Genomic DNA, 22509 nt, shown 5'->3' on the forward strand with positions numbered 1-22509 from the left:
GCAGATGATGGCGCAGGCGAGGGTGAGGAAGGCTTCGTGGATGTCGTCGCGGATCTCCCAGCGGATGCGTAGGCGGCGGAACCAGTGCAGCAGGGCGATGGTCTGTTCGACGACCCACCGTCGGGTGCCGAGTCCTGACCCGTGGCCGGTGCCGCGGCGGGCGATGACCGGGGTAATGCCCTTGGCCCGCAGGTCACGGCGGTAGCAGTCGTAGTCGTAGCCGCGGTCGGCGTAGATCCGCTCGGGTCGTTGCCGCGGCCGACCCCGGATGCCCTTGATCCGGGGGACCTTGTCGACCAGAGGCATGAGCTGGGTGACGTCGTGGCGGTTGCCGCCGGTCAGGCTCGCGGCGAGGGGGATGCCGCCCGCGTCGGTGATGACGTGGTGTTTCGAGCCTGGCTTGCGGCGGTCGACCGGGCTCGGACCGGTTTTGGGCCACCTTTGAGCGCCCGTACGTGGGAACCGTCGATCACCGCCCGGGACATGTCGAGTTGCCCGGTGGCACGGAGTTTGCCGAGCAGGACCTCGTGCAGTTGTTGCCAGACGCCGGCGTCGTTCCAGTCCCGCAACCTGCGCCAACAGGTCATCCCTGACCCGAATCCGAGCTCTTGGGGCAGGTACTCCCAGGGGATCGCGGTGTAGAGCACGAACAGGATCCCGCACAACACCTTGCGGTCATCCAGGGGCTTGCGTCCGGGGTAGCGGTGCCGGCGCGGCGGGCGGGGTGGCAGTAGCGGTTCGATCTCGGACCACAACTCGTCCGAGACGATCCACGGCGGCTGCTCACCCCTCCTCACGTTCAGACAGAACGATCCTCACGTCCAACCGGATACGCCCAACATCATTTAGTTAGGAGTTGTAAGTAGCTGCTGAGCGGGTGTTGGCAACCCAGCGAGTGGGGCACGTCCGGAACTACGATGAGCGTGCGCCGTCGTTGCGAGCACGGCTTGATCCACCTACTGCGGTCGTTCGGCGAAGATGTCGGCATGCTCCAGAAGTGAGTGGGCGAAGTCGACGGGCGTCAGGGCTCTTCCCCGCTCACGTTCCGCGTCCGTGATCGGCACGACGTTGATGACTCGAACAGCGCCCGCGCTGGTGTGGACATAGTCCTGGCCTTCGGCGCTCAACGGTCCGGCAAGGAAGACCGAACGGCATCCGGGAAAGGTCGGGAAGTCCTCCCGGAATCCGATCATGTGCCCCCAGCTCAGTTGCATTCCCGTTATGAACGGGTGTATCGCAAGGTTGGCCAACCGGACAGCGATGGCGTGCTCCTCGGGACGGGTGAGCGGTCCGCGTCGCCCGAGGTGGAGTTCCGCACGGCCACCTCGACCCGATCCGGGCGCCGCCGGCATCTCTTTCGCCGCCATACCGATGGTGGCGAAGGAGGTCATATCCGCTGCGCCTGTGGGCCGGTAGACGAGCACGTCCAGCCGGCTGATCGGTGCCTGCTCGTCTTCGAAGAGGACGCCGTCGTCCTCCTCGCCCCGTTGTTCCCGATAGGCGTTGAAGATGTCTCGCAGGATAGGAGGAGCGGCCATGGCTGTGCACTCTACCGTCGCCGACCGGGACGGCCGCCGGCATCCGGATCTGCCGCCGTGCGTACGCTGGGCCGCAGCGTCGCAAAGGAATTCTGCTCCGCAGGCTCATGCCGCCCGGAGCCAGCGAGTGTGGATGTCCTGGTAGCGGAGCGGGCCGACGGCGGCAGGGTCATCGAGTAGTTCGATGAGTAGGGCGCCGCTCGGGAGCCGGCGTGCCTGGGCCGCGATCTCGGGCAGCGGTGCCGGTGGCAGATGGCGATTGGGGCCCAGGTAGGTCCACCAGCCGAGCTCAGCCGGCCAACCACCGGCCGTGTGGGAGTCGTCGTGGATGCCGAGGTTCAACACCTGCTCGGATGACCATTCGTCGAGAATCCGGCCGACGTCGGCCATCAGACGCTCGGCGACATCAAGCCATAAGCCGGTCAGGCGAGCATGCAACTCACGGAAGGCGTCGGCCTCTGGCACCGGGCGGCGGTAACAGAATGAACCGTCCAACGTCCACGCGAGAGTCCCATCCTGCCAGTTCACGAAGATATCGACGTCGCCATCCGTCCAGAGTTGGCCATGCTCCTTGCCCGTCGCCATGGCGTCGAGCGCTGCCTGCGGCTCCTCGACCGTGCGTAGTTCGGCGTCCGGATGGGTGAACAGATTGATCAGCCCATCGGGGCGTTGTGGGCGCAGGTTCCGGTCGGCTGCCAGGGCGTACAGCTCGCGAAGAGCTGGCTCTGCCACCGTCGGCATTCGCAGCTCCCAGATCCAGTCCGACCCCACGACGGCATGATGCCGATCTGCTTAAGGCTGCGGCAAGCCGACTACAGAACGCGTCGCGCCGGCTCCGTCGCGCCGAGCACACGATCGCTCAGCACCCAACGGCATCCGCATTTGCCGCAGCTCCACCTCCACGCCTTGAATCAACAAGGGCGCGTTGCGGAGGCCCCTCGCGATGGAACGGCCTTGCGGAGGTGCTGGCGGAAGGGCGGGGCACCCGGTGGGTGTCGAGTCCGGTCGGCCGTGGCCGCGGCACGCACCCTGTCGGACCGCCTGCCTAAAGTCAGCCGCATGTACTTCGTGTGCCGCTGGCGGGAGGAATCGCCGTTCAGCAAGCGGGTGATCACAGTGCCGGACGCGACCGTGCTCGAATGGTTTCGCCGCGGCTGGGAGCACGACAGCCCGGACGCATGGATCGACAGCGAGTTGGGCGGCAACGTCTACGGCTTGGAGTCGATCTTCGAGGAGGTCCGAAAGCGGCACCTGCCCAGGCCGGAGTCCGTGGACGAACTGCGCGAGTTGTTGAACGAGTACCTGTGGGTGGAGGGTGACGACGAGGAAGCCTTCATCCGGCTCGGCGAGCACGCCCTGAGAGTGCGTACCGATGACGACGAGGTGGACCTCGCCTACTACTTCATCGACGACGAGGCCGCCGCTGTGTCGTCCGAGCGGCTTGCGTTCCTGCTGCACGACACCTGGCCCCTGCCCGCCAGCACGGCCACGCCAGGCGCGGTCTTCCGCCACGGCGTACCGGTCCGTACCGTCCGGCTGGCCCCGCCCGGGCTGGAGTCCGTCTACTCGGTCCGCCTGTGCTGGAAATCGCCAGATACCGCCCGGAACCTGGACTTAGCCGGCGCCATCGTCTTTCCCGGCCTGACCCTGCCAGATCTAGCCGCCCACCTGGGCGGCGTCGACGACCCCGACATCCACCGCTGGCCGCATGACGCCCGGCTTCTGCGGGCCCTCGTCGCCCCCGGAGACGAGGACGTCGGCCCGGCGCTGGAACGCTACGCCCGGCTGCCCGGATACGCCCCGTCGCCCGCCGGCATCGACCCAGTGCCCGCGCACGCCCCGATCCTCGGGGAGATGCTGGACCTGCGGCCCACGGAGCGGCCCGCCGAGTCACTGATCCGGCTAGACCCGCACATCGCGCAGGTCGCCCGGTACATCGACGGCTTCTTCGGGTTCGACCAGTGGTTCCTCTTCGACACCCGGTGGGCGGCGGCCCACCCGGACCTGGCCCGCTCACTGCTGCGCTATGCCGCTCACTGGGACCCGTACGAGACATAGATCGAACTGGCCTCCGGGTCCGTCCGAGGAATCTGGCGTATCGCGCCCGGTAGACCGGATCCGGGTGCACGTCATCGTCCGTCTCATGCCCTGGAGTTGCAGCTCGGTCTGACGACTCCACCGGAGCTGTCCGAACCGGCCCTGCACCGATGGCCGGTTGACAATCGTGACCATAGTTGAGGCTGACGACTGGGCAGTGGAACTTCCGTCTCCTCTATTCCTACGCCCAGGGCAGCATGTGTGGGTTGACGGCGTAACGGTCTTCGTCCGGCAGCCGGATGGCGACGTGATCCGCTACGACGGAGATCTTCCGGCTCTGCCGGTAGCACCCTCCACCCGAAGTGTCAGGCTCTATCGGCATCCGGATCTATCGAGACAGTGCACCTGATCGTCGTGACCGATGCTCACACTTGCCAAAGGCTCCGTGAACCGGGGACCTCACGGCGAAGAACCGGAGCTCCGGCGATCCCTGGCCCAGTCCGGTGGCGATGATGTCAGTCGGTGTATCAGAGTGTGCGCTATGCTTACGCCTTGAATTCAAACGGCCCTCTGACATGACAAGAAGTACCGGTGGACGACAGGATCGCCCGGATTCAGGTCAAACTCGCAGCTTTGCCCCCAGCGGAGAAGGCCGTTCTCGGCCCCATTCTCACTGAGCAGCAAGTCTCAGACTTCGAGGAACTACACGGCACCCGGATGCCGGAGGAGTTCCGCCAGTTCGTCACCCACATCGGCCATGGCGGGTACGGCCCGACCTATGGACTGCTGCCCATGGAACGGTGGGTGTCCGGGGCCGCGGGAGTCAACGGGAAGCTCGCCGAGCCATTCCCCTTCGTTCCTGATGTGCACATCGCCGCATGGCCTGCTAGTAGGCAAGGCGGCGCTGCGCCCACTTTCCCGGGCGTGATCGCGGTCGTCCACCGAGGATGCACCGATTTCACCCTGCTCGTCGTCACCGGACCCGGCCACGGCCGCCTGGTCGAGGTCAACGCCGAGGGCTTCTTCGCGCCTCACTTCCACACCGATCCGGACTTCCTCGCCTGGTATGAGCGCTGGTTGGACTTCACCCTGACCGGACATCGTGATCTGACCTGGTTCGCAGACCAGATGGCCGGCGACGAAGCAGCGCTCGCGGCCACGCTGCTGAACGACGCACTCGCAACACGACGGCGTGCTGCCGCGTGCACGTTCATCACGTACCCAGCGCCAAGTGCATCGCTTCCCGAAGTCCTGGCGCAGGCGCTGTCGACGGAACCACACCCGGCCGTGAGGGAAACGATCTTGCGTGCTCTGTCTGCCCAAGGCGAACACGGCCGCAATCGCCTGCCCGCAGCACTCACAGATCCGGTACCCGGCGTTCGATCTCTCGCGGCCATCCTCATGACCACGAACACACCCCAGGGAAGACAGCTGAGCCCCCAGCTACGCCAGACCCTCGGCAATCACCTGAGAGTGGAGGAAGACCGCTCGGTGTATGACACCATCCAGAGGATGCTCGACCACTCGTACTGATCCACACGATCCCGCAGGTCCGCGGCCGTGCGGGCCGGCCCTGCCGGTGGCCCGGCACCGTTCGCCTACGACCGTTGCCGCAAGATTCCAAGATCCGTCACTCTTCTGTCGCCGACCGCGCGTTACGCAGGGTAAGCAGCAAACGCACGGCTCAACTTACGGTCGCGCCGAGACGAGAGCATGATCGCAGGCGAGCGGGGCCCGTGGTCAAGACGCGCACGTCGCGCTGCCCTTAGGCTTCGCGGTTATGACCGGGGCTTCTGCCATGTCGATGTTTGCGGCGCTGCTGGACCGTTCGGTGGCCAGCATTGGGGAACTGGCGGCGGATGGTCGCCGCTTCGACCGGCAGGCTGTCGTCCAGATCGCGGACGTTTGGGACAACAACGCCTTTCCGCTGTTCGATGCGGCGCTCAGTCGGCCGGCGTGGTTGCGTGAGCGGCGCGCGAGGGCGGCGCTCGTGTGGATGGCGGACCTGGGGCCGTCCCGCCGGGCGTGGATGATCGAGCAGGCTGCGGTCGCCGGACACCGGTTGGAGCCCCTGCTGCCCCCGCTCGTCCACCGTGCCGGGCATTACCGCGACTACCAGGGGCGGGTTCAGCCCGGCATCGCGCCGCTGACCGCGACGGCTGTCGCGAGCGTCGCGAAGGACTACGACCTGGCCCGCGCCGAGGTCCGGACGGTGCGGGTGGAACGCGCCGGGCAGGAGCTGTCCGGTTACGTCGCCCTGGCGGTGCCGCGTCGCTACGCCACCCCAGGCGAGCGCGGGGACGCGGTCGTGCAAGTGTTCCTCAGCGACGTCCGGGCCGTGCGATTCGACAGTGATGACGGGGCTGGTGCGACCCTGGCCGCGGATGCCGCCGGAGTCGAGGTCTGTGTCGGCGTCCAGGGGCGCCTTCGCGCGGCCTCGGCCACTGTGGGGTTCGACGACTCGTTGTGGCACCTGTCGCACGCCGGGCAGGCCGCCGACGCGTCCACTCCACGCCGCCGCGCCGGCCGGCGCAAGCCGCGGCAGTTCCAGCTGTCACTGCCGCCCGGTGGGGCCGTGGATGCCGTCACCGTGCTCCACCAGGGGATGCTGGAGATCCGGTCGGTGCGTTACGCGCAGGCCGTCGGCCGGGTTTCGCTGCGGGAGTTGTGTGACACCTTCGCAGGCGCCGGTGACGCTGTGCTCACCGCTGCCGGTCGGCCCCGGGCGGCGCGCGACGATGCGTTGCGACGGTTGGCCGAGGGATGGCTCACCAGGAGTCCCCTCCTTGCCCACCGGATCGCCGGCCGTTTCGCAGATGACCACTGGGTTCACGCGCTGGTTCCGACCAGCTCACCTCGCTCCACGGTGACCGGTCAACCAACGCAAGCGCAGGTCACGCTGGCCGACTACACCGCCGCCCACGCCTGGTTCGGTGCGGTACGCGACGCCTCAGCAGTGGTCAACCTCGCCGTTCCCTGCGATGACGGCACGTGGGGGCTGCGGGCGGTGAAGTTCCAGCGACCCGCGCGGCTGTGGCTGCGCACAGCCGCGCTCACGGCCCCCCACGCCGTCTCGTACACCGCTGGCGAGTCGCTGTCCCTCGGCGACGATGCCTTCATCGTCACCCGCCACGAGCCGCACCCTGGTCATGGCTCAGTGCATGGCTGAACCGGATGCCGTACGTCCGGTCGTGGCGGATGGGTTGGTGGTCCGCTCCTTGTAGCGCTGGGCTGCGGCTACAGCCGGCGGCATCACGAAGCCTGCCCGTCGTCGGGATCCCGATGCGCCGGTGGTGCATCGCACCGCTCGTGCCGCGGTGCGGGTGACCTCGGGCCAGCGGCGGCGGTGTTTCGGGCCGCTGCGCTCGGCCGGTGACGTATGGGCGTGCGTTCTGGAAGTCAACGCGTGGCGACATCGCCGCCGAGACGCGCCGCTGGCTGGTGCGAGCCGGCTGCGTACTGAAGGCGTGGGCGAAAGTACTTAAGCATGTCAGATTCCCCGTCGTTCCTGTGCCCCTAGCGTGGTGTTCACAAGAGGGCACGACCACTGAGGAGAGACATGAGCGACATGAACGAGCTGGTCCAGCGCTACCTCGCCGCTTGGAACGAGACTGACGCCGCCGCGCGGCAGGCCGTTCTGGCGGAGGTCCTTGCCGAGGACGCGGTGTACACCGACCCGCTGGTCTCCGTTCAGGGCAGGGACGGGCTCGACGCCACCATCGCGGCGGTCCAGGGGCAGTTCGGCGGGCTGGTCTTCAGCCTCGGCGGCGCCGTGGACGCCCACCACGACATCGCGCGATTCACCTGGCACCTGGGACCTGAGGGTGCCGACCCGGTCGTCATCGGCTTCGACGTCGCGGTGATCGGCGCCGACGGGCGGATCAGCCAGGTGCTCGGCTTCCTCGACAAGGTGCCGGCCGGAGTCTGAACACCGCGGGGCGGACCGCTGGGCCGGTCCGCCCCGATCGAACAAAGGAGAAGCCATGACGGCCTATGTGATCGCGCATCTTCGTGATTCGGAAGAACTCCACCCGGATGTGCTGGAGTACATGGAGAGGATTCAGGCGACGATGGATCCGTTCTCCGGCCGCTTCGTCGTCCATGGCGGACCGGTGGACGTCCGCGAGGGCGGGTGGCCCGGGAGCGTGGTCATGCTCCAGTTCCCGTCGGGGCAGGACGCGCGGGACTGGTACGAGTCGGCCGCCTACCAGGCGATCCTCCCGCTGCGTACGAAGCATCTGGAGGGTGAGGTGATCATCGTCGGTGGTGTCGGTCCCGACCATGATTCGGCCGCGATGGCCGCTGCGCTCAGGAAGGGTCTCTGATAGTCGTCAACCAATAACGTCGTAGTTGAAGCCGAAGGCGCGCACGCCGGTCTCAGTACGGGGCCGGTGGCTCGTCTTCGGGCCGAAGGCGACGTAGGTGCCCGGACCGTGGATGCGGTCGCCTTCGATGATTTCGCCGTGTACGACGAAGTACGCCTCGCCGTAGGTTTCGTGGACGTCGAGGTCGGGCCATTCGGCGCCCGGGGCGATGTCGATCACCCACGTTCTGATTCCCGGCATGCCCGGCAGCGTCCGTACCTGGACACCGGGAGCCAGCGCGACCGGCGGGACGTCATCGACGTCCACGGAGAGCATTCGTCCAGGAAGCACTTGTATCGGACTGATCATCGGGACAAGTTCTCACAGCCCCAGTTGATCGGCGAAATCCTTGAGCTCGCTCCGGGAGGCGATGCCGAGCTTGGGATAGGCCTTGTAGAGGTGGTAGCCGACTGTCCGGTGGCTGAGGAAGAGCTGCGCGGCGATGTCGCGGTTGGACAGGCCCTGCGCGGCGAGCCGGGCGATCTGCAGTTCCTGCGGGGTAAGGCCGGCCGCCACGCCTTCGGCCGGCGCCGGGCCCTGGTCCTGGACGCCGCTCGCGGTGAGCTCGCCGCGAGCGCGTTCGGCCCACGGCCGCATGCCGAGCCGGTTGAAGACCTCCAGGGCATCGTTCAACGGCCAGCGCGCCTCGGCCTTTCGTCGAGCCCTGCGCAGCCACTCGCCGTAGAGCAGCGCGGTCCTGGCGTACTCCAGCGTGCGGCCGTCCCGGTCGTGCAGTTCGAGGGCCGCCGTGTAGAACGCCTCGGCCTGGTCGTCGGCGGCGAGCAGCCCACGGCAGCGCAGCACGAGGGCGTCGGCCCACGGTTGCCGGACCGACCCGGCCCAGCGCTGCAGGCGCGCCAGAGGCTCGGCGGCGCGATCCGGTGCCCCCATTCGTACGGCCGACTCCACCAGGTCCGGAGCGGAGCGGGTGGCGCAGATGTGATGGCGCATCGGCTCGCGGGTCAGGCGCTCGAAGCGGGCGAGCGCCGCCTCGGCGCGGCCGAGACCGAGGTCCAGCAGCCCGAGCGACCAGTACGCCCACGGCGCGCCGGGAGAGACGGCTCCGGCGGTGGTCCCCGCCAGTCCCTCCTCGGCGTTGCGCCGGCAGGCCGCCTCCTCTCCCTTGGCCGCGTGGAGGTAGGCGAGCACGCTGCTGAACTGGCTGACCCACTGCTGCTGGCCGGTGTCGCGGGCGAGCCCCAGGGCTTCGGTCGCCGTGGCGAGCGCGTCCAGGTGTCGTCCGGTGAACACCTCGCCCTCGGCCATGAAGAACAGCACCGTCGGCAGCCGCCCGGCGCCGCCCCGGGCGCGGTGTTCTGCGGCGAGCGCGGTAGCCAGCTCGTAGGCGTCGGCGTCCTGACCCAACGCGAGCGCCGCTCCGCAGAGGATCATCAACGCCTGGTCGGGAGCTCGGCCCCGCCGCCGCACCGCCGCGAGGGTGTCGCCCAGCGGCGGCGGCCGCTCGGAACGGTTCTGGTCGAGGTGGACGAGGTAGCGCCGCACCGGCGCGAGTGGATCCGCATCGTCCAACGGCAGCGCGGCCAGCCGCTCCAGCGTTGCCGCGAGCTGCCGTTCGCCCAGGTACCAGGAGGTGTGAACGGCCTGGACCAGCAACGCGGCGGCCTGCCCCGGATCGGTGTCGCGGATGAGGCCGGCGCCGTTGAGCAGCAACCGGTGAGCGGCAGGGTAGGAGCCCTGCCAGAAGTCCGCGAGGGCCCGCACCTGGGCGATTCGCGCCGTGACCGGCAGGGCCTCGTCCAGTCGCCGGGCGGCGCGGCCCCCGAGGACTCTGGCACGCTCCACATCACCCGCCTCCAGCGCCGCCTCCGCCGCTAGGGCCTCACGGCGGGCCCTGGCGGCGGGTTCGATGCTCAACCGGGCTGCCTGTTCGTACGCCGCCGCGGCCGCCTCGTGGCCGCTGCGTTCGCGGGCGCGGGCGGCGGTGCGTTCCAGCGCGGCGGCGGCCTCCTCGTCGGCTCCGGTGGCGGCGGCCGCCAGATGCCAGGCCCGACGGTCGGCGTGCGCGGGCGAGCCGAGGGCCGCGGCGAGCGCGCGGTGGACGGCGAGGCGTTGCCCGAGCGGCGCCCGTTGATAGACGGCGGCGCGGATCAGAGGATGGCGGAAGCGGATGGTGGTGGTGCCGTCGGCGTCGCCGCGGAGCACCAGGCCGGCACACTCGGCGGGGGCCAGGTCCTCGACGGACGCCCCCAGCGTGGCGGCGGCACGCAGGATCACGGCAAGCTCGGCGGTCTCGTCGGCCGCCGCCAGCAGGAGCAGGCTCTGGCAGGCCTCCGGCATCCGGCTGACCTGGCCGTGGAAGGCCAGTTGCAGGCGGCTGGTGAGCGGGAGCGCTCCTGGCGAGAACACGCTGCCGCCCTCGGCGGCCAGGGCGGCCGGCAGCTCCAGCAGAGCCAACGGGTTGCCGCCGGCCTCGGCGAGCAGGCGGTAGCGCACGGCGGGCGTGAGCGGATGCCGGTCGAGCAGGGCCACGGCCGCCTCCGGGGCCAGCCCGGACAGGCGCAACTCCGCAAGGCCTGGGGCGGGGAAGGATCCCTCGCCGTCCCGGGCGGCGAAGACCATGACCACGCCCTCGGCGTGCAGGCGCCGGGCGGCGAACAGGAGCGCCTCCCGCGACGCCCGGTCGAGCCACTGCGCGTCGTCGACGAGACACAGCAGTCCTGTCTCGTCCGCGTACTCCGTGAGCAGGGAGAGCACCGCCAGCCCCACCAGCATCGGCTCGGAGCCGGCCGCAGGCCCGAGCCCGAACGCCGCCTCCAGAGCCTCGCGCTGCGGGCCGGGCAGCGCGGCGAGGGATCCGAGCGCCGGGCGCAGCAACAACTGCAGCCCCGAGAACGGCAGCTCCGCCTCGCACTCGACCCCCGCACCGCGGACCAGCCGCATGTCCCCGGCCGCCGCGGCGGCATGGTCGAGCAACGCCGTCTTGCCGATGCCCGGCTCGCCGCGCAGCACCAGCGAGGAACTGGCGCCCGCTCTGGCTCCCGTCACCAGTTCGGCGATCACGTCCTGTTCGGGCTTTCTCCCGTGCAGTTCCCCCGCGCCCATGACCCCATCCTGGCATCCGCCCGAGAGCGTGCTCGCCGCCATCGGCACGCCCTGCCCGTCACCGGGTGTCGGCAGGTCGCCGGCACACCCGGGAGCTGAAGGACAAGCTGGTCCGCGCGGCGACGCAGCATCCGCAGGATCTTGCCGTTGCGGTGCGACGGGTCCTGGGCGGTGGCCGGCTGGCCGGCGTCGCCGACGCCCGCGTAGAGCAGCCCGTCGGGGCCGAACGCGATGCGCCCGCCGTTGTGCGCGCCGGACCGCGCGAGCCCGGTGAGGACCGGCTGCTGGACCTGCGGCGCGGTGAGCCGGAAGCGGACGATCCGGTTGTCCGTGTCGGAGGTGAAGTACACGTACACGAATCCGTCGGTGCGGTAGCGGGGCGAGACGGCCAACCCGAGCAGCCCGGCCTCGCCCGCCGCGACGACCCCCGAGATCTGCGCGACCTGCTGCGGGGCCGACCCACGGCGTACCCGCAGGACCCGCCCGCTGTTCCGCTCGGTGACGAGCGCGCTGCCGTCGGGCAGGAAGTCCAGCCCCCACGGCGCCGGCCGGTCCCGACGTGATCCCCGCTGCCCACCCGGGCGGCGCGAGGACCAGTTGGCCCGCTGTGGCCCGCCCCACCATCCGGTGGGGGAGTCGCCCGCCAATTCGGCAAGGATCCACAACTGCCCTCGAAGACGATCCGCCCGCCGTCGTGAACCGCACCGGAAACGCGGTGAACGTTAGTGGACACATCACTAGGTCTGCTAGCGCTGGGTTGGCGTTACCTCCGTAAACGGTCGCCGGTATGTCCGTTCTCGTCGGCAGGCGGGGAAGCAGCGGCAGGATTGCCTTGGACGACCCTCGTTCGGTGGATTGCGTCGTCGGGCTGGTGCGGTGTCCGTTGGGAGTTGGTCCGGGCTGCTGATCCTTGTGCGGCGCGGAGGAATCGGGTTCCCCAGTCTCGGAGGTGGTCGGTGAATTCCGGGGGGCTGAGCACCTCGAATTCAGCGCCGATGTTGCCCAGTGCTTGGGTGGGCCAGTCCAGGCTGGCGGACACCATGGTGAGACGGCAGTGTTGGCCGTCGATGGGTTCGATCGTGCCCCATTGCCCGACGACCCGGCGGACGTGTTCGGCGGATGCGTGGACCAGGGCCTGCACGGCGTGTCCTGAGGGGACGCCGGTGGAGGTGCGCACGAACTGCGCGGCGTCGCTGGCGGGAAGGGGGCGTGGACGGAACCTCGTTCCGGCACTGCGCGGGTTGGTCAGTCGGTCGAGGCGGAAGCTGCGCCAGTCGTGTCGGGTCAGGTCGTAGGCGACCAGGTACCAGCGGCCGCCGAGCGCGACAAGGCGGTGCGGTTCGACTTCTCGTTCGGCGTCGGAACCGCCCCGTGCGGTGTAGCGGAATCGCAGCCGTTCCTCGTCCCGGCAGGCTTGGGCGATCACCGTGAGTACCTCGGCGGGCACGACCGGGCCTGCGGCCGTGGGCGAGATGGTCATTGCGCGTAACGCGTTGACCCGGGCGCGGAGACGCGGCGGGAGGACCTGCACCACTTTGGTCAGCGCGCGCACCGCCGCGTCTTCGATCCCGGCGATTCCGCTCTGGGTGGCGTCGCCCATGCCGACCGCCAACGCGACGCCTTCCTCGTCGTCGAGCAGCAGTGGCGGCAGGACCGCACCGGGCGCCAACTGGTAACCGCCGTCGGTGCCTCGGGAGGCGTGCACCGGGTAGCCGAGTTCCCGCAGCCGGTCGACATCGCGGCGCAGGGTGCGTTCCGATATCCCCAGGCGGTCGGCCAGATCGGTGCCGGACCAGTGGCGGTGGGTCTGCAGCAACGACAGCAGCCGGAGCGTTCGGGAACTGGTGTTGGCCATGCCGCGATCTTCGCACCGCTTCCGGTCAGAAAGTGACCGGAAGCCGGTTTAGCTTCGTCTCATGATCACTCGTGAGATTAAGCTGACCACCCAGATCGCCGGCGTACCCGGCCGGGAACATTTCACCGTTGTCGAGACAGAGATCGACGGCGAGGTCCTCGTCCGCACCGACTACCTCGGGCTGGCCGCCACATACCTCGAGCTCATGCGCTCCGACTGCCACCTGCCGATTCCGGCCTGGCAGCCGGGCCAGCGCATCGGCGTCATGGCCATCGGCACTGTCCTGCGGTCGGCCAGCCCGGATCTGCAACAGGGCGACCTGGTCCAGTCGATGAGCGGCTGGAGTACGCATTCCGCCGGCCCGGCCGCCTCGTATGTCAAGCTGGACCGCGACGCGTACCCGGAGCCGAGCTACCACCTCGGCCAGGGGCCCACCGCCTACTACGGCATGGCAGACGTGGCCAAGGTCGGCCGTGGCGATGTCGTGTTCGTCTCCGGCGCGGCCGGCGGCGTCGGCTCACTCGCCGCTCAGATCGCCCGCAACCTGGGCGCCTCGAAGGTCATCGGCAGCGCGGGCAGCCAGGCCAAGGCGGAGTACCTGGTCCGGGAGCTCGGTATCGACGCTGCATTCGACTACCACCAAGACCCGGTCGCAGCACTGAAGGAACTGGCACCCGAGGGAATCACGGTCTTCTTCGACACCGTTGGCGGCACGCTCTACGAGGCCGCGCTCGAGGTCGCCGCGCCGGGAGCGCGGTTCGCGCTGTGCGGATCGCTGTCCACCCAACTGGGTGCGGCGGCCCAGCGATTCCCCGAACCCGACCAGGCTGCCGCAGCCAAGGGGATCGAGTTGCTGCCATTCTCCTGCCATCACACGCCCGACCAGATCGCCGCATGGCACACCCACTTCAGGGCCTGGCTCGACCAGGACACGTTCGTCTTCCCGCAGACGGTCGTCGAGGCCGGCATCGACGCCGTGCCCGATGCCTTTCTGTCGCTGTTGCGAGGCGGCTACCGCGGCAACGTCTCGGTGCGGCTGGCATGACGCCGCTGTCGCGTCGCGCCCTCAACCGGGCACTGCTGCAGCGCCAATTCCTCCTGGAACGCACCGACCAGGCGCCGCTTGATGTGATCCGCCGTCTGGTCGCTCTACAGGCACAGGAACCGAACTGGCCCTACCTCGGGCTGTGGAGCCGGATCTGCGGGTTCACCCACGCCGACCCTGACCACCCTGCTGGCCGACGGGCAGGTCGTGCACTCCAGCCTTCTGCGTAGCACCCAGCACATCGCCGCAGCCGACGATTTCCGTCGGCTGCGGCCCCTGCTGCAACCCGTCCTCGGCCGCACCGCCAACTCGCCGTACGTCCGGCGCAACAGCAACCGGCTGCCCACCGAGACGCTGATGGCCGACGGACGTGCGCTGCTGGACGCCGGACCGCTCGCCCGTAAAGAACTCGCCCGACGCCTCGCCGCCCGCCACCCGGGCCGCGACGGCCGGATCCTCGCCGGCGAATTCGAACTACGCACCCCGCTCATCCACGATCCCACCACCGCATCGTGGGGCAGCTGGGGCAACCGATCTTCCATCACCGTCACCGCCCATGCGGCCGACACCATCGAACCTTCGGCGATCCACGAACTGATCCGCCGCTACCTCGCCGCCTTCGGACCCGCCACGGTGGCCGACGTCCAGGCATGGAGCGGGCTGACCCGGCTCAACCAGGTCGTCGCGAACATGGGCATCGAACTGCGCCACTACACCGGACCCGACGGCCAGACCCTGCTCGACCTGCCCGACGCGCACCTACCCGACCCGCACATCCCCGCGCCCGTGCGACTGCTGCCCGCGTACGACAACGCCCTGCTGGGCCACGCCGATCGCACCCGCATCATGAGCGACGAAGACCGCAAGCCGACGCCAGCGAGCCATGTTCCTGTGCGCACATCTGCCGCGATGCCGACGCGTCCGGCTTGCGCTCCAGGCCTACCTTGTGAGCTCAGCGCCGACAGACGTCAGGTGGGCGGGCTTGCAGATCATCGAGCACAGCATCATTGGAACCCGCTCTGCGGTGCTGCGACTTCGGCGCCCCGGTAGTCAGTTGCAGTTCGTGCTGTTCCCCATGCTGCATGTGGCTAGCCCGGAGTTCTACGCCGCGGTGGCGCAGCGGCTCCGGCGGTGTGACCTGCTCGTCGTCGAAGGCGTCAGCGGGCGTTCGGTACTTACGTGGGCCATCACGCTCACCTACCGGGTCATGCCTGCCAACAGGCGTTCCGGACTTGTGGTCGACAACATCGAGTACCGATCGCTCGGCGTCGAGTTGATCAACCCGGATGTGACGACGGCGGAGTTCGCCCAGGGCTGGCGGGCCATGCCGCTGCGATACCGGCTGTTGATGTGGTGTGTCATTCCGATCGTGGCCGTCACCCAGTTCTTCGGGGGCACGCGACGGCTGCTTTCGCCCGAGGTCGAGTTGAACGACATGCCTAGCGCGAAGGACGAAGTGTACTCGGATGATGAGTTCGCTGGGCATTTTGAGCGCACGTTCGGCGGCGACCGGGATGAGCGGGTGCTTGCCACGCTGTCCGAGCTGATCCGTACGCGTTCCTCGGAACGGATCGACGTCGCGGTCGTTTACGGTGCCGGTCACGTTCCAGCAATCGTGCGGGGACTCGCGGACCGACATGGCTACCGCCCCCGGACCGCCGAGTGGCTTACCGTGCTGAACGCGTAAGCGGCACCTCATCTGCCGCGAAGCGCTCGTCACGCAAGGTAACCAGCTCACGGGTGCATGCATCCGGACGTGCCGAGAAACGGATACCCGAGCCCTGGGGGCATCGGACTGTCGCTGTCATGCGCGGACGCGCTCCGGGCAACACCCGCTTCTCGGTAACCACCCCGAATGCCGACGGCGCCGGCTCCGGCAGGGTCGCGCAACCGTCGGTGAACGCCCATCTGGCCGGCTCGCTGCCCGGCGCGCTGGGCAGCAACAGCTCACCGCCACGCCCTCTGGCCACTATTGGTCAGGATCGGCCGGCGAGGAACGGAAGCGGTCCCGTCCACCGGAGACCGCAACTGTGGCCGCGAGCCACGACACGACCCGTCACGCTAAGGTGCTGATCCATGCTGCCCGCGCGCGCCACGATCCGCCCGATTCAGCTTGCGTACACCCTGACGCATGACGATCTGCGCGACAGTGTCGCAGCTCAGCAGCACCGCCTATGGGGTCGTTGGCTGCTTCCCGTCCTCGCGGTCGCCGCACTGGGCGCCGCCATCATGGGACTCATCTCCGCCGAGATCTGGGAACTGTCGGCGGGTGCCGCCGCCATTGCGGTGGCCATCGCGCTGGTGGCGACAGCCGTCATCGCAGGGGTCGCCCACCTGCTGCTCCGCCTCCTCACCGCAGCGATCTATCGCTGGCAGGCTCGACTCCTCGTACGCGGGAACCCCTGGCTGTCCCAGCCCGTCCACGCCACGGCGACCGACGCCGGCATCCATCTCCGCACCAGCACCGGGGAGGCCACGACCGCCTGGTCGCACTATCCCTACTACATCGAGACCACCCGGTCGTTTGTTTTGCTGGCGTCGAAGGGCATCGGCGCAATGTCAGTGGTGCTGCCGAAACGTGGGCTGGTCGAGGCGGATCCATCGCAACTGCGCGCGGTGCTCGCCACCCACGCCCACGAACGTCCTCGGTGACACGTTGGGGGTCGCCGACTGCGGGCGCCGTGACACCCGGCTGGCCCGATTCAGGGGAGAGCATGGGGGCATCCACGAGAGCAGGATCGTCGCGTGGTCGATCGGTGACGGCGTCACGGCAGTGAGCCGTCGGCGCATCTCGTCGAACTGTTCATCCGACAAGATCCACTCGCGGCCCAACCACCGCCTGGCCATCCCGCACGGCAGCGCGCCGCCGTGCGGGCGGAGGCCGCCCGCCGGGCCGGTGTCCGGCTGAGGCTACTGCCGGTCGTACCGGATGTGGTCAGGCTCGACGCCGAGGTCGACCAGGCGGTGAGCCAGTTCCGTGACCATGGCCGCCGGTCCGGCGAGGTAGGCGTCGTGTCCGGCCCAGCCACCGTAGCGGGTCACGACGTCCACCACCGTGCCGTTTTCGTATGGGCCGGCGTCACCGTCGGAGACCGCCAGCACCAAGCGGAGCCACGGGAAGCGGTCCGCGCACGAGCGGAGCGATTCAAGATCGTACAGGTCGTCCCGGGTGCGGGCGCCGAAGAACAGCCAGGTTGTCGGCGGGCTGGCCGGACGGTCCAGCCCACCCAGCAGCGCCCGGATCGTGGCCAGACCGGTGCCGCCAGCGACCAGCAGCACGCGGTTACCCGAGGCGGCTGCGAGGGTCGTGATGCCGCGCGCCGGGCCGAGCCGTAGCACATCACCCACGGCGGTCTTGTGCACCAGGACGTCGCTGAGCCGGCCGGCGCCTGTCGCCCGCACATGGAACTCCAGCACCCCGTCGCCGCCGGGAGGGTTGGCGATGGAGTAGGACCGCCAGGTGCGCGGCAGCCGCCCGGATCCAACCGTGGCGTACTGCCCGGCCTGGTAGTCGTACGCCTCGGCGGTGCGTACCTGCAGGACTGCCAGGTCGGGGCCGCGCAGCTCGTGGTGGACCACGGTGCCCTTGATGTACGGCGGCGTGGAGAGCTCCCCCGTAGCGGCGTTGCTCATCACGCCGGCCAGAAACCGGTACGCCCGTAACCAGGCGTCGTCGTGTTCGGGACGCCAGGCGGCGCCAGCGCGAGCCCGCAGCGCCTCCATCAGCGCCGCACCGAACGGCTGGTAGTGGCTGGCGCGTACGCCGAGCTTGCGGTGCGCCCGGCCAAGCTCCTCGAAGACCGGCACGATGATCTCCGGCTGGTCCAGCCCCTCGATGAGCTGCCGCATCGACCAGGCGAACTGGTCGCGTTGGGCCGCGAGCGAGTCGGGGAACAGCGACCTCAGATGCGATCCGTCCCGGAACAGCGCCGCGTACAGGTACGTCAACGTGTCGGTGAGCGGCTCCAGCAACGCGAGGCTCTCCCGCAGCAGCCGCTGGTCGTTCACTCGTTGCGGCCAGGCCGCCAGCAGCGCCCCGGCGGACGCCTCCCGCTCGTCCGGTGCCGGGCCGTCCCCGCGCATCCTTCGGCGCAGCATCATGGAGTGGCGCAGGCCGAGCAGATCGTGGTAGTCGTACGCGCGGTCCTTCTCCCTCATCGTCACGGCGGCATGCTAGGCGCGGCCCGCCGGCGAAGTGCGTCTCATCAGGACGAATGTGCGATCTACCACCGCTTGTAGTAGTCGGGGCGGAGGGCCCTTCCACGAACGATCCGGTCCGTGCTAGTGCCTCGTCTTCGAGTGTTGACCGGGTAATCGGTTGGTTCTGAAAATTGTCGTACCGGGCGTAGTTGGCTTCGGTTTGTGCCTCGTCGTCGGGATCCCGCTGCGCTGCCAGTGGTGCATCGCACCGCTCGTGTCGCTGTGCGGGTGACGGCGGGGCAGCGGCGGTCCGAGGCGGAGCCTCTCTGGTGCTGTGTCCGCTAACGTTCCCGGGTATCCCGTGGGGGTTGTGGATCGCCCAACAGGCGAGCGACTGCCAACTCGCGGCACAGCCCCTGGTAGCCCGTCAGCGGCGGGTCACTGCGGCGGCGCCGCCATGCGTTGACCTCCAGCACATGCCCACACGTCACCGGCCGAGCGCAGCAGGCCGAAACACCGCCGCCGCTGCGCGGGCGTCACCGCAGCGCGACACGAGCGGTGCGATGCACCACCGGCGGCGCGGCGGGATCCCGACGACGAGGCACAAACCGAAGCCAACACCACGGGTACGACAGTCTCAGAATCGACGGATTCCCGACCAACGTTTCAGGGGACGAGGCACGCGGGCGCCCCCGGCCTCCTAGAGGGTGGAGGAGACCGGGGGCGCTCGGGTCGGCAGCGGTCAGGCGTTGATGCGGTTCTTCGTCGGCTCAGGAGCGGCGAACACCTCGGTGGCCGGGGTGCGGAAGGCGTGCACCAGGCCGGCGATCGACAGCAGCAGGAGCAGCCCCGCCCCGATGAACGTCACCAGAGCGGCCTGCCCGGCCTTCCGGCCGAACTCGCTGAAGCCGTACGAGGTGAGCAGCATGCCGCGCAGCGTCTCGCCCTTGAACACGGTCTCCCGCTGGCCGCTGACCTCCGCCAGCTGCTTCTGCAGGTCGGCCAGGGCCGGGTCGTTGGTCTGCGTGGCCTGCTCGACCCTGGCCCGCAGCTCGCTCTCCGGCGCGCCGAGGTCGGCGTACGTCTTCCCACCGGCCATGGACTTCAGGTGTAGCCCGATGAACTCGTTGGCGTAGCACTCGGCCTGCTTGCCGGTGGTCATCTTCTGGCCGGCGTACTCGACCAGGCAGTCCGCCTTCTTCTCCTCGTCGGTCAGCTTGTCGGCCGGCTTGAAGGTGATGTGCTGCGCGCCGAGCTGGTCGCGTACGTAGTCGTTGGCAAAGTTCGCGTTCGTGGTGAGGACGAGGCCGGCGATGAGCAGCAGGACGGTCAGGCCCAGCCCGCCAATGCTGAACAGCAGGTCCAGGGTGCGTCGCTTCATTTCGGAACTCCCGTGAGGATGGCAACGTCCGTTGGTATCGCGTTTCATCCTGGATCACCATGGCGGTCCCTTGTCAGGGCCGAACCACCTGTCCGGTCCGTGACCTTCGACTCCCCGCCCCGGGCCGTCCGGCTACCTACGCCGGTTGTTGATGCAACGGGCAGCCCACATCACGTACTTGGTGCGAGCCCGCGAACCGTAGCTCGCGCCGATCGCGGGATGTGCGCTCGCCCCGAACCGGGCGGACGTCGCTGCAGCGCCTGAGGCCGGCTGTCTCAATGGGGTTCAGCGCGGGCGGCTTCCAACAGTGCACGGATCTAGGGTCTGTGTCGAAGTCGATTACAGCCACACGTCGATGGAGGCCCGACGTTCGAATCCCCTCAAGCCCATGACCATGTGCCGGCTGGCTTACCCTGTCGCCGTCACAGACCACCGACGGGCCAGCGCCGTTGCTGCAAGGAAGGCAGCGAGGACAATCGCCGTCTCGGTCCCAATCGCGAGCGGGGTGAGCGGGAAGTTGAGTGCCCAGCCGAGGTTCAGCGCGTCCGAGCCGGGCAGGCCGAGCAGGATCGGCAGGTTCGATCCCGGGTCGATCAGCAGGTTGATGCCCGCCGAGAACGCGACCGCCTGCAGCGTGGGTGTGGCCAGGCAACCCAGCAGGGTGCGCCACCACAGCTCGGCGACGCCCTGCGTCCAAGGCGTGGCGTAGCAGGCGAGCGCCACCGGTGCGATCCCGGCCAGGACGATCAGCACTCCGATCCGAGCGAGCCAGCTGCCGACGAGCATGAACATCAGCACGACGATGAGCAGTCCGACGATGGCCATCAGGAGGGCGGCGCTCTCGTCGGTCATCGCCGAGGCGATGCGGACCTTGACGAAGGTGACCGCCTCGGTGGTCGGCGCCGACGTGCCGGTCATCGACACCGTCAGGGCGTTGGCGATTCGATGAGCACGCTGGTCAGCGGGACCGCGAACGCGGACAGGACGAACCCGACGACGAGCCGGGGGATCAGCTCCTTGATGTGGTAGCGCATCTCGACCGAGTCGCCGACCATCGTGGCGATACCCACGGCGATGATCGCGAGGATGAAGCAGGCGTTGACGGCCAGCGCGCTCTTGTCGGGGGATCGACGTCACCTGCGGCAGGACGGTGACGTCCGGCGATATGAAGATGGAGGATGCCAGGAAGGCCAGCAGGCCGCCGAGAAGGTCGGTGACCTTCTCGGCGAGCCAGCTGACCAGGCCGTTCATCAGCCAGTCGACCATGACGAGGGCCTCAGCCGCCGAGGATGCCCTGCAGCACCTGCAGGATGACCGGGGCCAGCACCGCGAGGGCGTAGCCGATCAGCGCGGACTTGAAGTTGCCCTTCGCCTGCTCGACCTGCGCCGGGTCGCCTCCGGCGGCCATGTACCGAAGGCCGCCGACGACCAGGAACATCGTCGCGACCACCGCGATGATGCCCATGATCCAGCCGGTGATGCCGGCGATGACATCGTTGATGCTCTTGGGGGCCGCCATCGGTGGCGCAGTGGCGGCGAGGTCGGACAGAACTGAGAGAGTCGTGTGCATTGCGGCGCTCCACAAGGGATCTGCGGGCCGCCGCGGTGGGGACCGGGCGAAGGGCCGGGTGGTCCGGTGGGGGCGCTCCTCCCTTGCGTATGGGGAAGGGGTTGCGGTGTCAGTACGCCGCGCCAGCCATGCCGGACCGTGGGCCTCGCCGATTGGGTGGTCCCCACCGGGCGGGCGTGCCGTGGATGACATGCACCGCCCAGATCTCGACTGTCAGGCCGATCGAACTCGCTGCCGGCCTGTCACGCCCTGACAAGTCCAGTCAGCGATTCGCGTTGCCCGGCAAGGTTGGCGCGGACCGAACCGAGAGAGGCCCCCCCGAGGCGGTGTTGAACGCCGCGGGCATGTCGTCCCCTTCTCGGCCTTCTGCTTACCGCCGGGGCTGTTCCGATCATGAGCCGGGTTGCGGGCCGGTCGGTGTCTGGCTCCGCCCGGTCCGGCGGTCGGCCGTGCCAGGATGTGCGGGCCGTTGGCGTGCGGATGTGTCGATGCGAGGAGACAAGATGCCGGCAGAGGGAGGGAACGGTCCGGATCTGTGGTCCTGGCCCGAGGCAGAGATGTGGGCGAGGGTATGGGATGCAGCGACCACCGAGATGGGGGATGGCCATGATGGTGACGCGCTGCGGCGGGCCGTCCGGGATGAGCGGCTAACCCCTACCCGGGCTGAGAGATTGATGCGCGGTTGATGTAGGCGATCTGGGCGGCGAAGGCCAGCAGAGTCAACACGGTGCCGACGCCGATCGCGGACCCGGACGACAGCGCCGCGAGCCCGGCCAGCAGCGTGACCGCGAGCCCCAGCAGCAGTGCGTTTACTGCGCCCACCATCGCCGCCGTAGTCAGCAACAGCTGCGCCCGCCGGGGCGCGTTACCGACCGCCGCCCAGGTCGCCCGCATGATGCCCTCGCCCTGCACTGCGTCGGCGAAGAAGTCGTGCTCGCCGGCCAGCCGGCGGTGGTAGTACGCCCGGATGCGCTGGATCCGTGCGAGATCCAGCTCGTTTTCCACCATGTTCTGTACCAGCCGCAGGAATGTGAGCAGTCCGGTGATCACCAGCGTCGGCAGCACCGCGCCGAGGTACGGCCGGATGAGCGGGGCGTTGCTGGCGACGAAACCGAGCCCGATCAGCGCGGCAGAGAGCAGGGACAGGAAGACTGTCGCCCGGCCTACCGACTCGGTGACGGTCGCGCTGCGCGAGGTCTGTAGCACGAAATGCTCGGTGGTCAGGGCGGTGAGCAGTGCCTGCTCGCGTTCTCTGTCGTCCATGCACCTCACCGTCCGTGGGTCGACCAGGGGTCATCCCGTGGCTCAACTCGCCAGCCTCCCGCTCGGTCACGCGGCTTACAACTCCTAACTCTTTGAGCGTTGGAGTCTGCGCCAGCAGATGATGACGCAGGCGAGGGTGAGGAAGGCTTCGTGGATGTCGTCGCGGATCTCCCAGCGGATGCGTAGGCGGCGGAACCAGTGCAGCAAGGCGACCGTCTGCTCGACAACCCACCGTCGGGCGCCGAGTCCGGAG

21 protein-coding genes and 1 pseudogene are annotated in these 22509 nt (G+C 69.0%); 9 read left to right on the plus strand and 13 right to left on the minus strand.

Features of this window, described 5'->3' with window-relative positions; all coding sequences use genetic code 11:
* The 3 genes from AB0L34_RS23220 to AB0L34_RS23230 form a co-directional block, all read right to left on the minus strand.
* Positions 1 to 770 (minus strand): IS5 family transposase gene (locus AB0L34_RS23220; protein ID WP_363706533.1). Its coding sequence is split into 2 segments (ribosomal slippage), with 771 coding nucleotides annotated over them: positions 1 to 434 and positions 434 to 770; the frame shifts between segments, so codons are not numbered across the junction. This gene is flagged as partial in the annotation.
* A 186-nt stretch (positions 771 to 956) separates the two neighbouring features.
* Positions 957 to 1538, minus strand: coding sequence for a suppressor of fused domain protein (locus tag AB0L34_RS23225; protein WP_363706499.1), 582 nt, complete (start codon positions 1536 to 1538; stop codon positions 957 to 959).
* A 105-nt stretch (positions 1539 to 1643) separates the two neighbouring features.
* A complete protein-coding gene (locus AB0L34_RS23230) occupies positions 1644 to 2309 on the minus strand; it encodes a hypothetical protein (RefSeq protein WP_363706501.1) in 666 nt (221 codons plus the stop codon).
* 288 nt (positions 2310 to 2597) lie between these two features.
* Here AB0L34_RS23230 and AB0L34_RS23235 point away from each other — a divergent pair, with 288 nt between their 5' ends.
* The 5 genes from AB0L34_RS23235 (at position 2598) to AB0L34_RS23255 (ending at position 7900) form a co-directional block, all read left to right on the plus strand.
* Positions 2598 to 3596, plus strand: a complete 999-nt coding sequence (locus tag AB0L34_RS23235) for a hypothetical protein (protein ID WP_363706503.1) — start codon at positions 2598 to 2600, stop codon at positions 3594 to 3596.
* Positions 3597 to 4166: 570 nt separating this feature from the next.
* Entirely contained in the window at positions 4167 to 5108 is a 942-nt protein-coding gene (locus AB0L34_RS23240) for a hypothetical protein (RefSeq protein ID WP_363706505.1), read from the plus strand.
* Between the two features lie 247 nt (positions 5109 to 5355).
* On the plus strand, positions 5356 to 6744 hold the full coding sequence (locus tag AB0L34_RS23245; RefSeq protein WP_363706507.1) for a hypothetical protein: 1389 nt from the start codon (positions 5356 to 5358) through the stop codon (positions 6742 to 6744).
* 390 nt (positions 6745 to 7134) lie between these two features.
* Positions 7135 to 7503: a nuclear transport factor 2 family protein gene (locus AB0L34_RS23250; RefSeq protein ID WP_363706508.1), complete on the plus strand. Its 369-nt coding sequence runs from the start codon at positions 7135 to 7137 to the stop codon at positions 7501 to 7503.
* A 55-nt stretch (positions 7504 to 7558) separates the two neighbouring features.
* Positions 7559 to 7900 carry a DUF1330 domain-containing protein gene (locus tag AB0L34_RS23255; protein ID WP_363706510.1) on the plus strand — a complete coding sequence of 114 codons (342 nt, stop codon included), beginning with the start codon at positions 7559 to 7561 and terminating at the stop codon, positions 7898 to 7900.
* A 6-nt stretch (positions 7901 to 7906) separates the two neighbouring features.
* Here the strand turns inward: AB0L34_RS23255 and AB0L34_RS23260 are convergent, their stop codons facing one another.
* The 4 genes from AB0L34_RS23260 to AB0L34_RS23275 form a co-directional block, all read right to left on the minus strand.
* Complete coding sequence (locus tag AB0L34_RS23260) at positions 7907 to 8206, minus strand: cupin domain-containing protein (protein WP_363706512.1); 300 nt, start codon at positions 8204 to 8206, stop codon at positions 7907 to 7909.
* A 54-nt stretch (positions 8207 to 8260) separates the two neighbouring features.
* The gene (locus AB0L34_RS23265; RefSeq protein ID WP_363706514.1) at positions 8261 to 11002 is read right to left on the minus strand and encodes an AAA family ATPase; all 2742 of its coding nucleotides are present in this window, start codon (positions 11000 to 11002) and stop codon (positions 8261 to 8263) included.
* Positions 10957 to 11649, minus strand: a complete 693-nt coding sequence (locus AB0L34_RS23270; protein WP_363706516.1) for a PQQ-dependent sugar dehydrogenase — start codon at positions 11647 to 11649, stop codon at positions 10957 to 10959. Before AB0L34_RS23270 ends, AB0L34_RS23265 begins: the two co-directional genes overlap by 46 nt.
* Before the next feature lie 116 nt (positions 11650 to 11765).
* Positions 11766 to 12857, minus strand: a complete 1092-nt coding sequence (locus AB0L34_RS23275; protein WP_363706518.1) for a YafY family protein — start codon at positions 12855 to 12857, stop codon at positions 11766 to 11768.
* A 61-nt stretch (positions 12858 to 12918) separates the two neighbouring features.
* On the opposite strand from AB0L34_RS23275, the gene AB0L34_RS23280 reads away from it, so the two are divergent.
* The 4 genes from AB0L34_RS23280 (at position 12919) to AB0L34_RS23295 (ending at position 16554) form a co-directional block, all read left to right on the plus strand.
* Positions 12919 to 13902 (plus strand): NADP-dependent oxidoreductase, encoded by a 984-nt coding sequence (locus AB0L34_RS23280; RefSeq protein ID WP_363706520.1) that lies wholly within the window; start codon positions 12919 to 12921, stop codon positions 13900 to 13902.
* A gap of 177 nt (positions 13903 to 14079) precedes the next feature.
* Positions 14080 to 14952, plus strand: coding sequence for a winged helix DNA-binding domain-containing protein (locus AB0L34_RS23285; RefSeq protein WP_363706534.1), 873 nt, complete (start codon positions 14080 to 14082; stop codon positions 14950 to 14952).
* On the plus strand, positions 14885 to 15589 hold the full coding sequence (locus AB0L34_RS23290) for a hypothetical protein (RefSeq protein WP_363706522.1): 705 nt from the start codon (positions 14885 to 14887) through the stop codon (positions 15587 to 15589). Before AB0L34_RS23285 ends, AB0L34_RS23290 begins: the two co-directional genes overlap by 68 nt.
* Positions 15590 to 15978: 389 nt before the next feature.
* On the plus strand, positions 15979 to 16554 hold the full coding sequence (locus tag AB0L34_RS23295) for a YcxB family protein (RefSeq protein WP_363706523.1): 576 nt from the start codon (positions 15979 to 15981) through the stop codon (positions 16552 to 16554).
* Positions 16555 to 16812: 258 nt separating this feature from the next.
* Here AB0L34_RS23295 and AB0L34_RS23300 read toward each other — a convergent pair whose 3' ends face one another.
* The 6 genes and pseudogenes from AB0L34_RS23300 to AB0L34_RS23325 all read right to left on the minus strand — a co-directional run.
* Complete coding sequence (locus AB0L34_RS23300; protein WP_363706536.1) at positions 16813 to 18060, minus strand: globin domain-containing protein; 1248 nt, start codon at positions 18058 to 18060, stop codon at positions 16813 to 16815.
* Between the two features lie 724 nt (positions 18061 to 18784).
* Positions 18785 to 19423, minus strand: a complete 639-nt coding sequence (locus tag AB0L34_RS23305) for a hypothetical protein (protein WP_363706525.1) — start codon at positions 19421 to 19423, stop codon at positions 18785 to 18787.
* A 408-nt stretch (positions 19424 to 19831) separates the two neighbouring features.
* A complete protein-coding gene (locus AB0L34_RS23310) occupies positions 19832 to 20689 on the minus strand; it encodes a type IV secretion system protein (RefSeq protein WP_363706527.1) in 858 nt (285 codons plus the stop codon).
* A 10-nt stretch (positions 20690 to 20699) separates the two neighbouring features.
* Positions 20700 to 20993 (minus strand): pilin, encoded by a 294-nt coding sequence (locus AB0L34_RS23315; protein WP_363706529.1) that lies wholly within the window; start codon positions 20991 to 20993, stop codon positions 20700 to 20702.
* 654 nt (positions 20994 to 21647) lie between these two features.
* Positions 21648 to 22256, minus strand: coding sequence for a hypothetical protein (locus AB0L34_RS23320; protein ID WP_363706531.1), 609 nt, complete (start codon positions 22254 to 22256; stop codon positions 21648 to 21650).
* Between the two features lie 84 nt (positions 22257 to 22340).
* Positions 22341 to 22509, minus strand: a pseudogene (locus AB0L34_RS23325) (IS5/IS1182 family transposase); the annotation flags it as partial.

The sequence above is a fragment of the Micromonospora sp. NPDC052213 genome (assembly GCF_040679695.1).
Lineage (GTDB): Bacteria > Actinomycetota > Actinomycetes > Mycobacteriales > Micromonosporaceae > Micromonospora.

Excerpts from the sequence above, each read along its gene's own strand:
- AB0L34_RS23225 (WP_363706499.1), bottom strand. The coding sequence starts at position 1,538 with ATGGCCGCTCCTCCTATCCTGCGAGACATCTTCAACGCCTATCGGGAA.
- AB0L34_RS23235 (WP_363706503.1), top strand. The coding sequence starts at position 2,598 with ATGTACTTCGTGTGCCGCTGGCGGGAGGAATCGCCGTTCAGCAAGCGG.
- AB0L34_RS23245 (WP_363706507.1), top strand. The coding sequence starts at position 5,356 with ATGACCGGGGCTTCTGCCATGTCGATGTTTGCGGCGCTGCTGGACCGT.
- AB0L34_RS23250 (WP_363706508.1), top strand. The coding sequence starts at position 7,135 with ATGAGCGACATGAACGAGCTGGTCCAGCGCTACCTCGCCGCTTGGAAC.
- AB0L34_RS23255 (WP_363706510.1), top strand. The coding sequence starts at position 7,559 with ATGACGGCCTATGTGATCGCGCATCTTCGTGATTCGGAAGAACTCCAC.
- AB0L34_RS23265 (WP_363706514.1), bottom strand. The coding sequence starts at position 11,002 with ATGGGCGCGGGGGAACTGCACGGGAGAAAGCCCGAACAGGACGTGATC.
- AB0L34_RS23275 (WP_363706518.1), bottom strand. The coding sequence starts at position 12,857 with ATGGCCAACACCAGTTCCCGAACGCTCCGGCTGCTGTCGTTGCTGCAG.
- AB0L34_RS23280 (WP_363706520.1), top strand. The coding sequence starts at position 12,919 with ATGATCACTCGTGAGATTAAGCTGACCACCCAGATCGCCGGCGTACCC.
- AB0L34_RS23295 (WP_363706523.1), top strand. The coding sequence starts at position 15,979 with ATGCTGCCCGCGCGCGCCACGATCCGCCCGATTCAGCTTGCGTACACC.
- AB0L34_RS23300 (WP_363706536.1), bottom strand. The coding sequence starts at position 18,060 with ATGAGGGAGAAGGACCGCGCGTACGACTACCACGATCTGCTCGGCCTG.
- AB0L34_RS23305 (WP_363706525.1), bottom strand. The coding sequence starts at position 19,423 with ATGAAGCGACGCACCCTGGACCTGCTGTTCAGCATTGGCGGGCTGGGC.
- AB0L34_RS23310 (WP_363706527.1), bottom strand. The coding sequence starts at position 20,689 with ATGGTCGACTGGCTGATGAACGGCCTGGTCAGCTGGCTCGCCGAGAAG.
- AB0L34_RS23315 (WP_363706529.1), bottom strand. The coding sequence starts at position 20,993 with ATGCACACGACTCTCTCAGTTCTGTCCGACCTCGCCGCCACTGCGCCA.
- AB0L34_RS23320 (WP_363706531.1), bottom strand. The coding sequence starts at position 22,256 with ATGGACGACAGAGAACGCGAGCAGGCACTGCTCACCGCCCTGACCACC.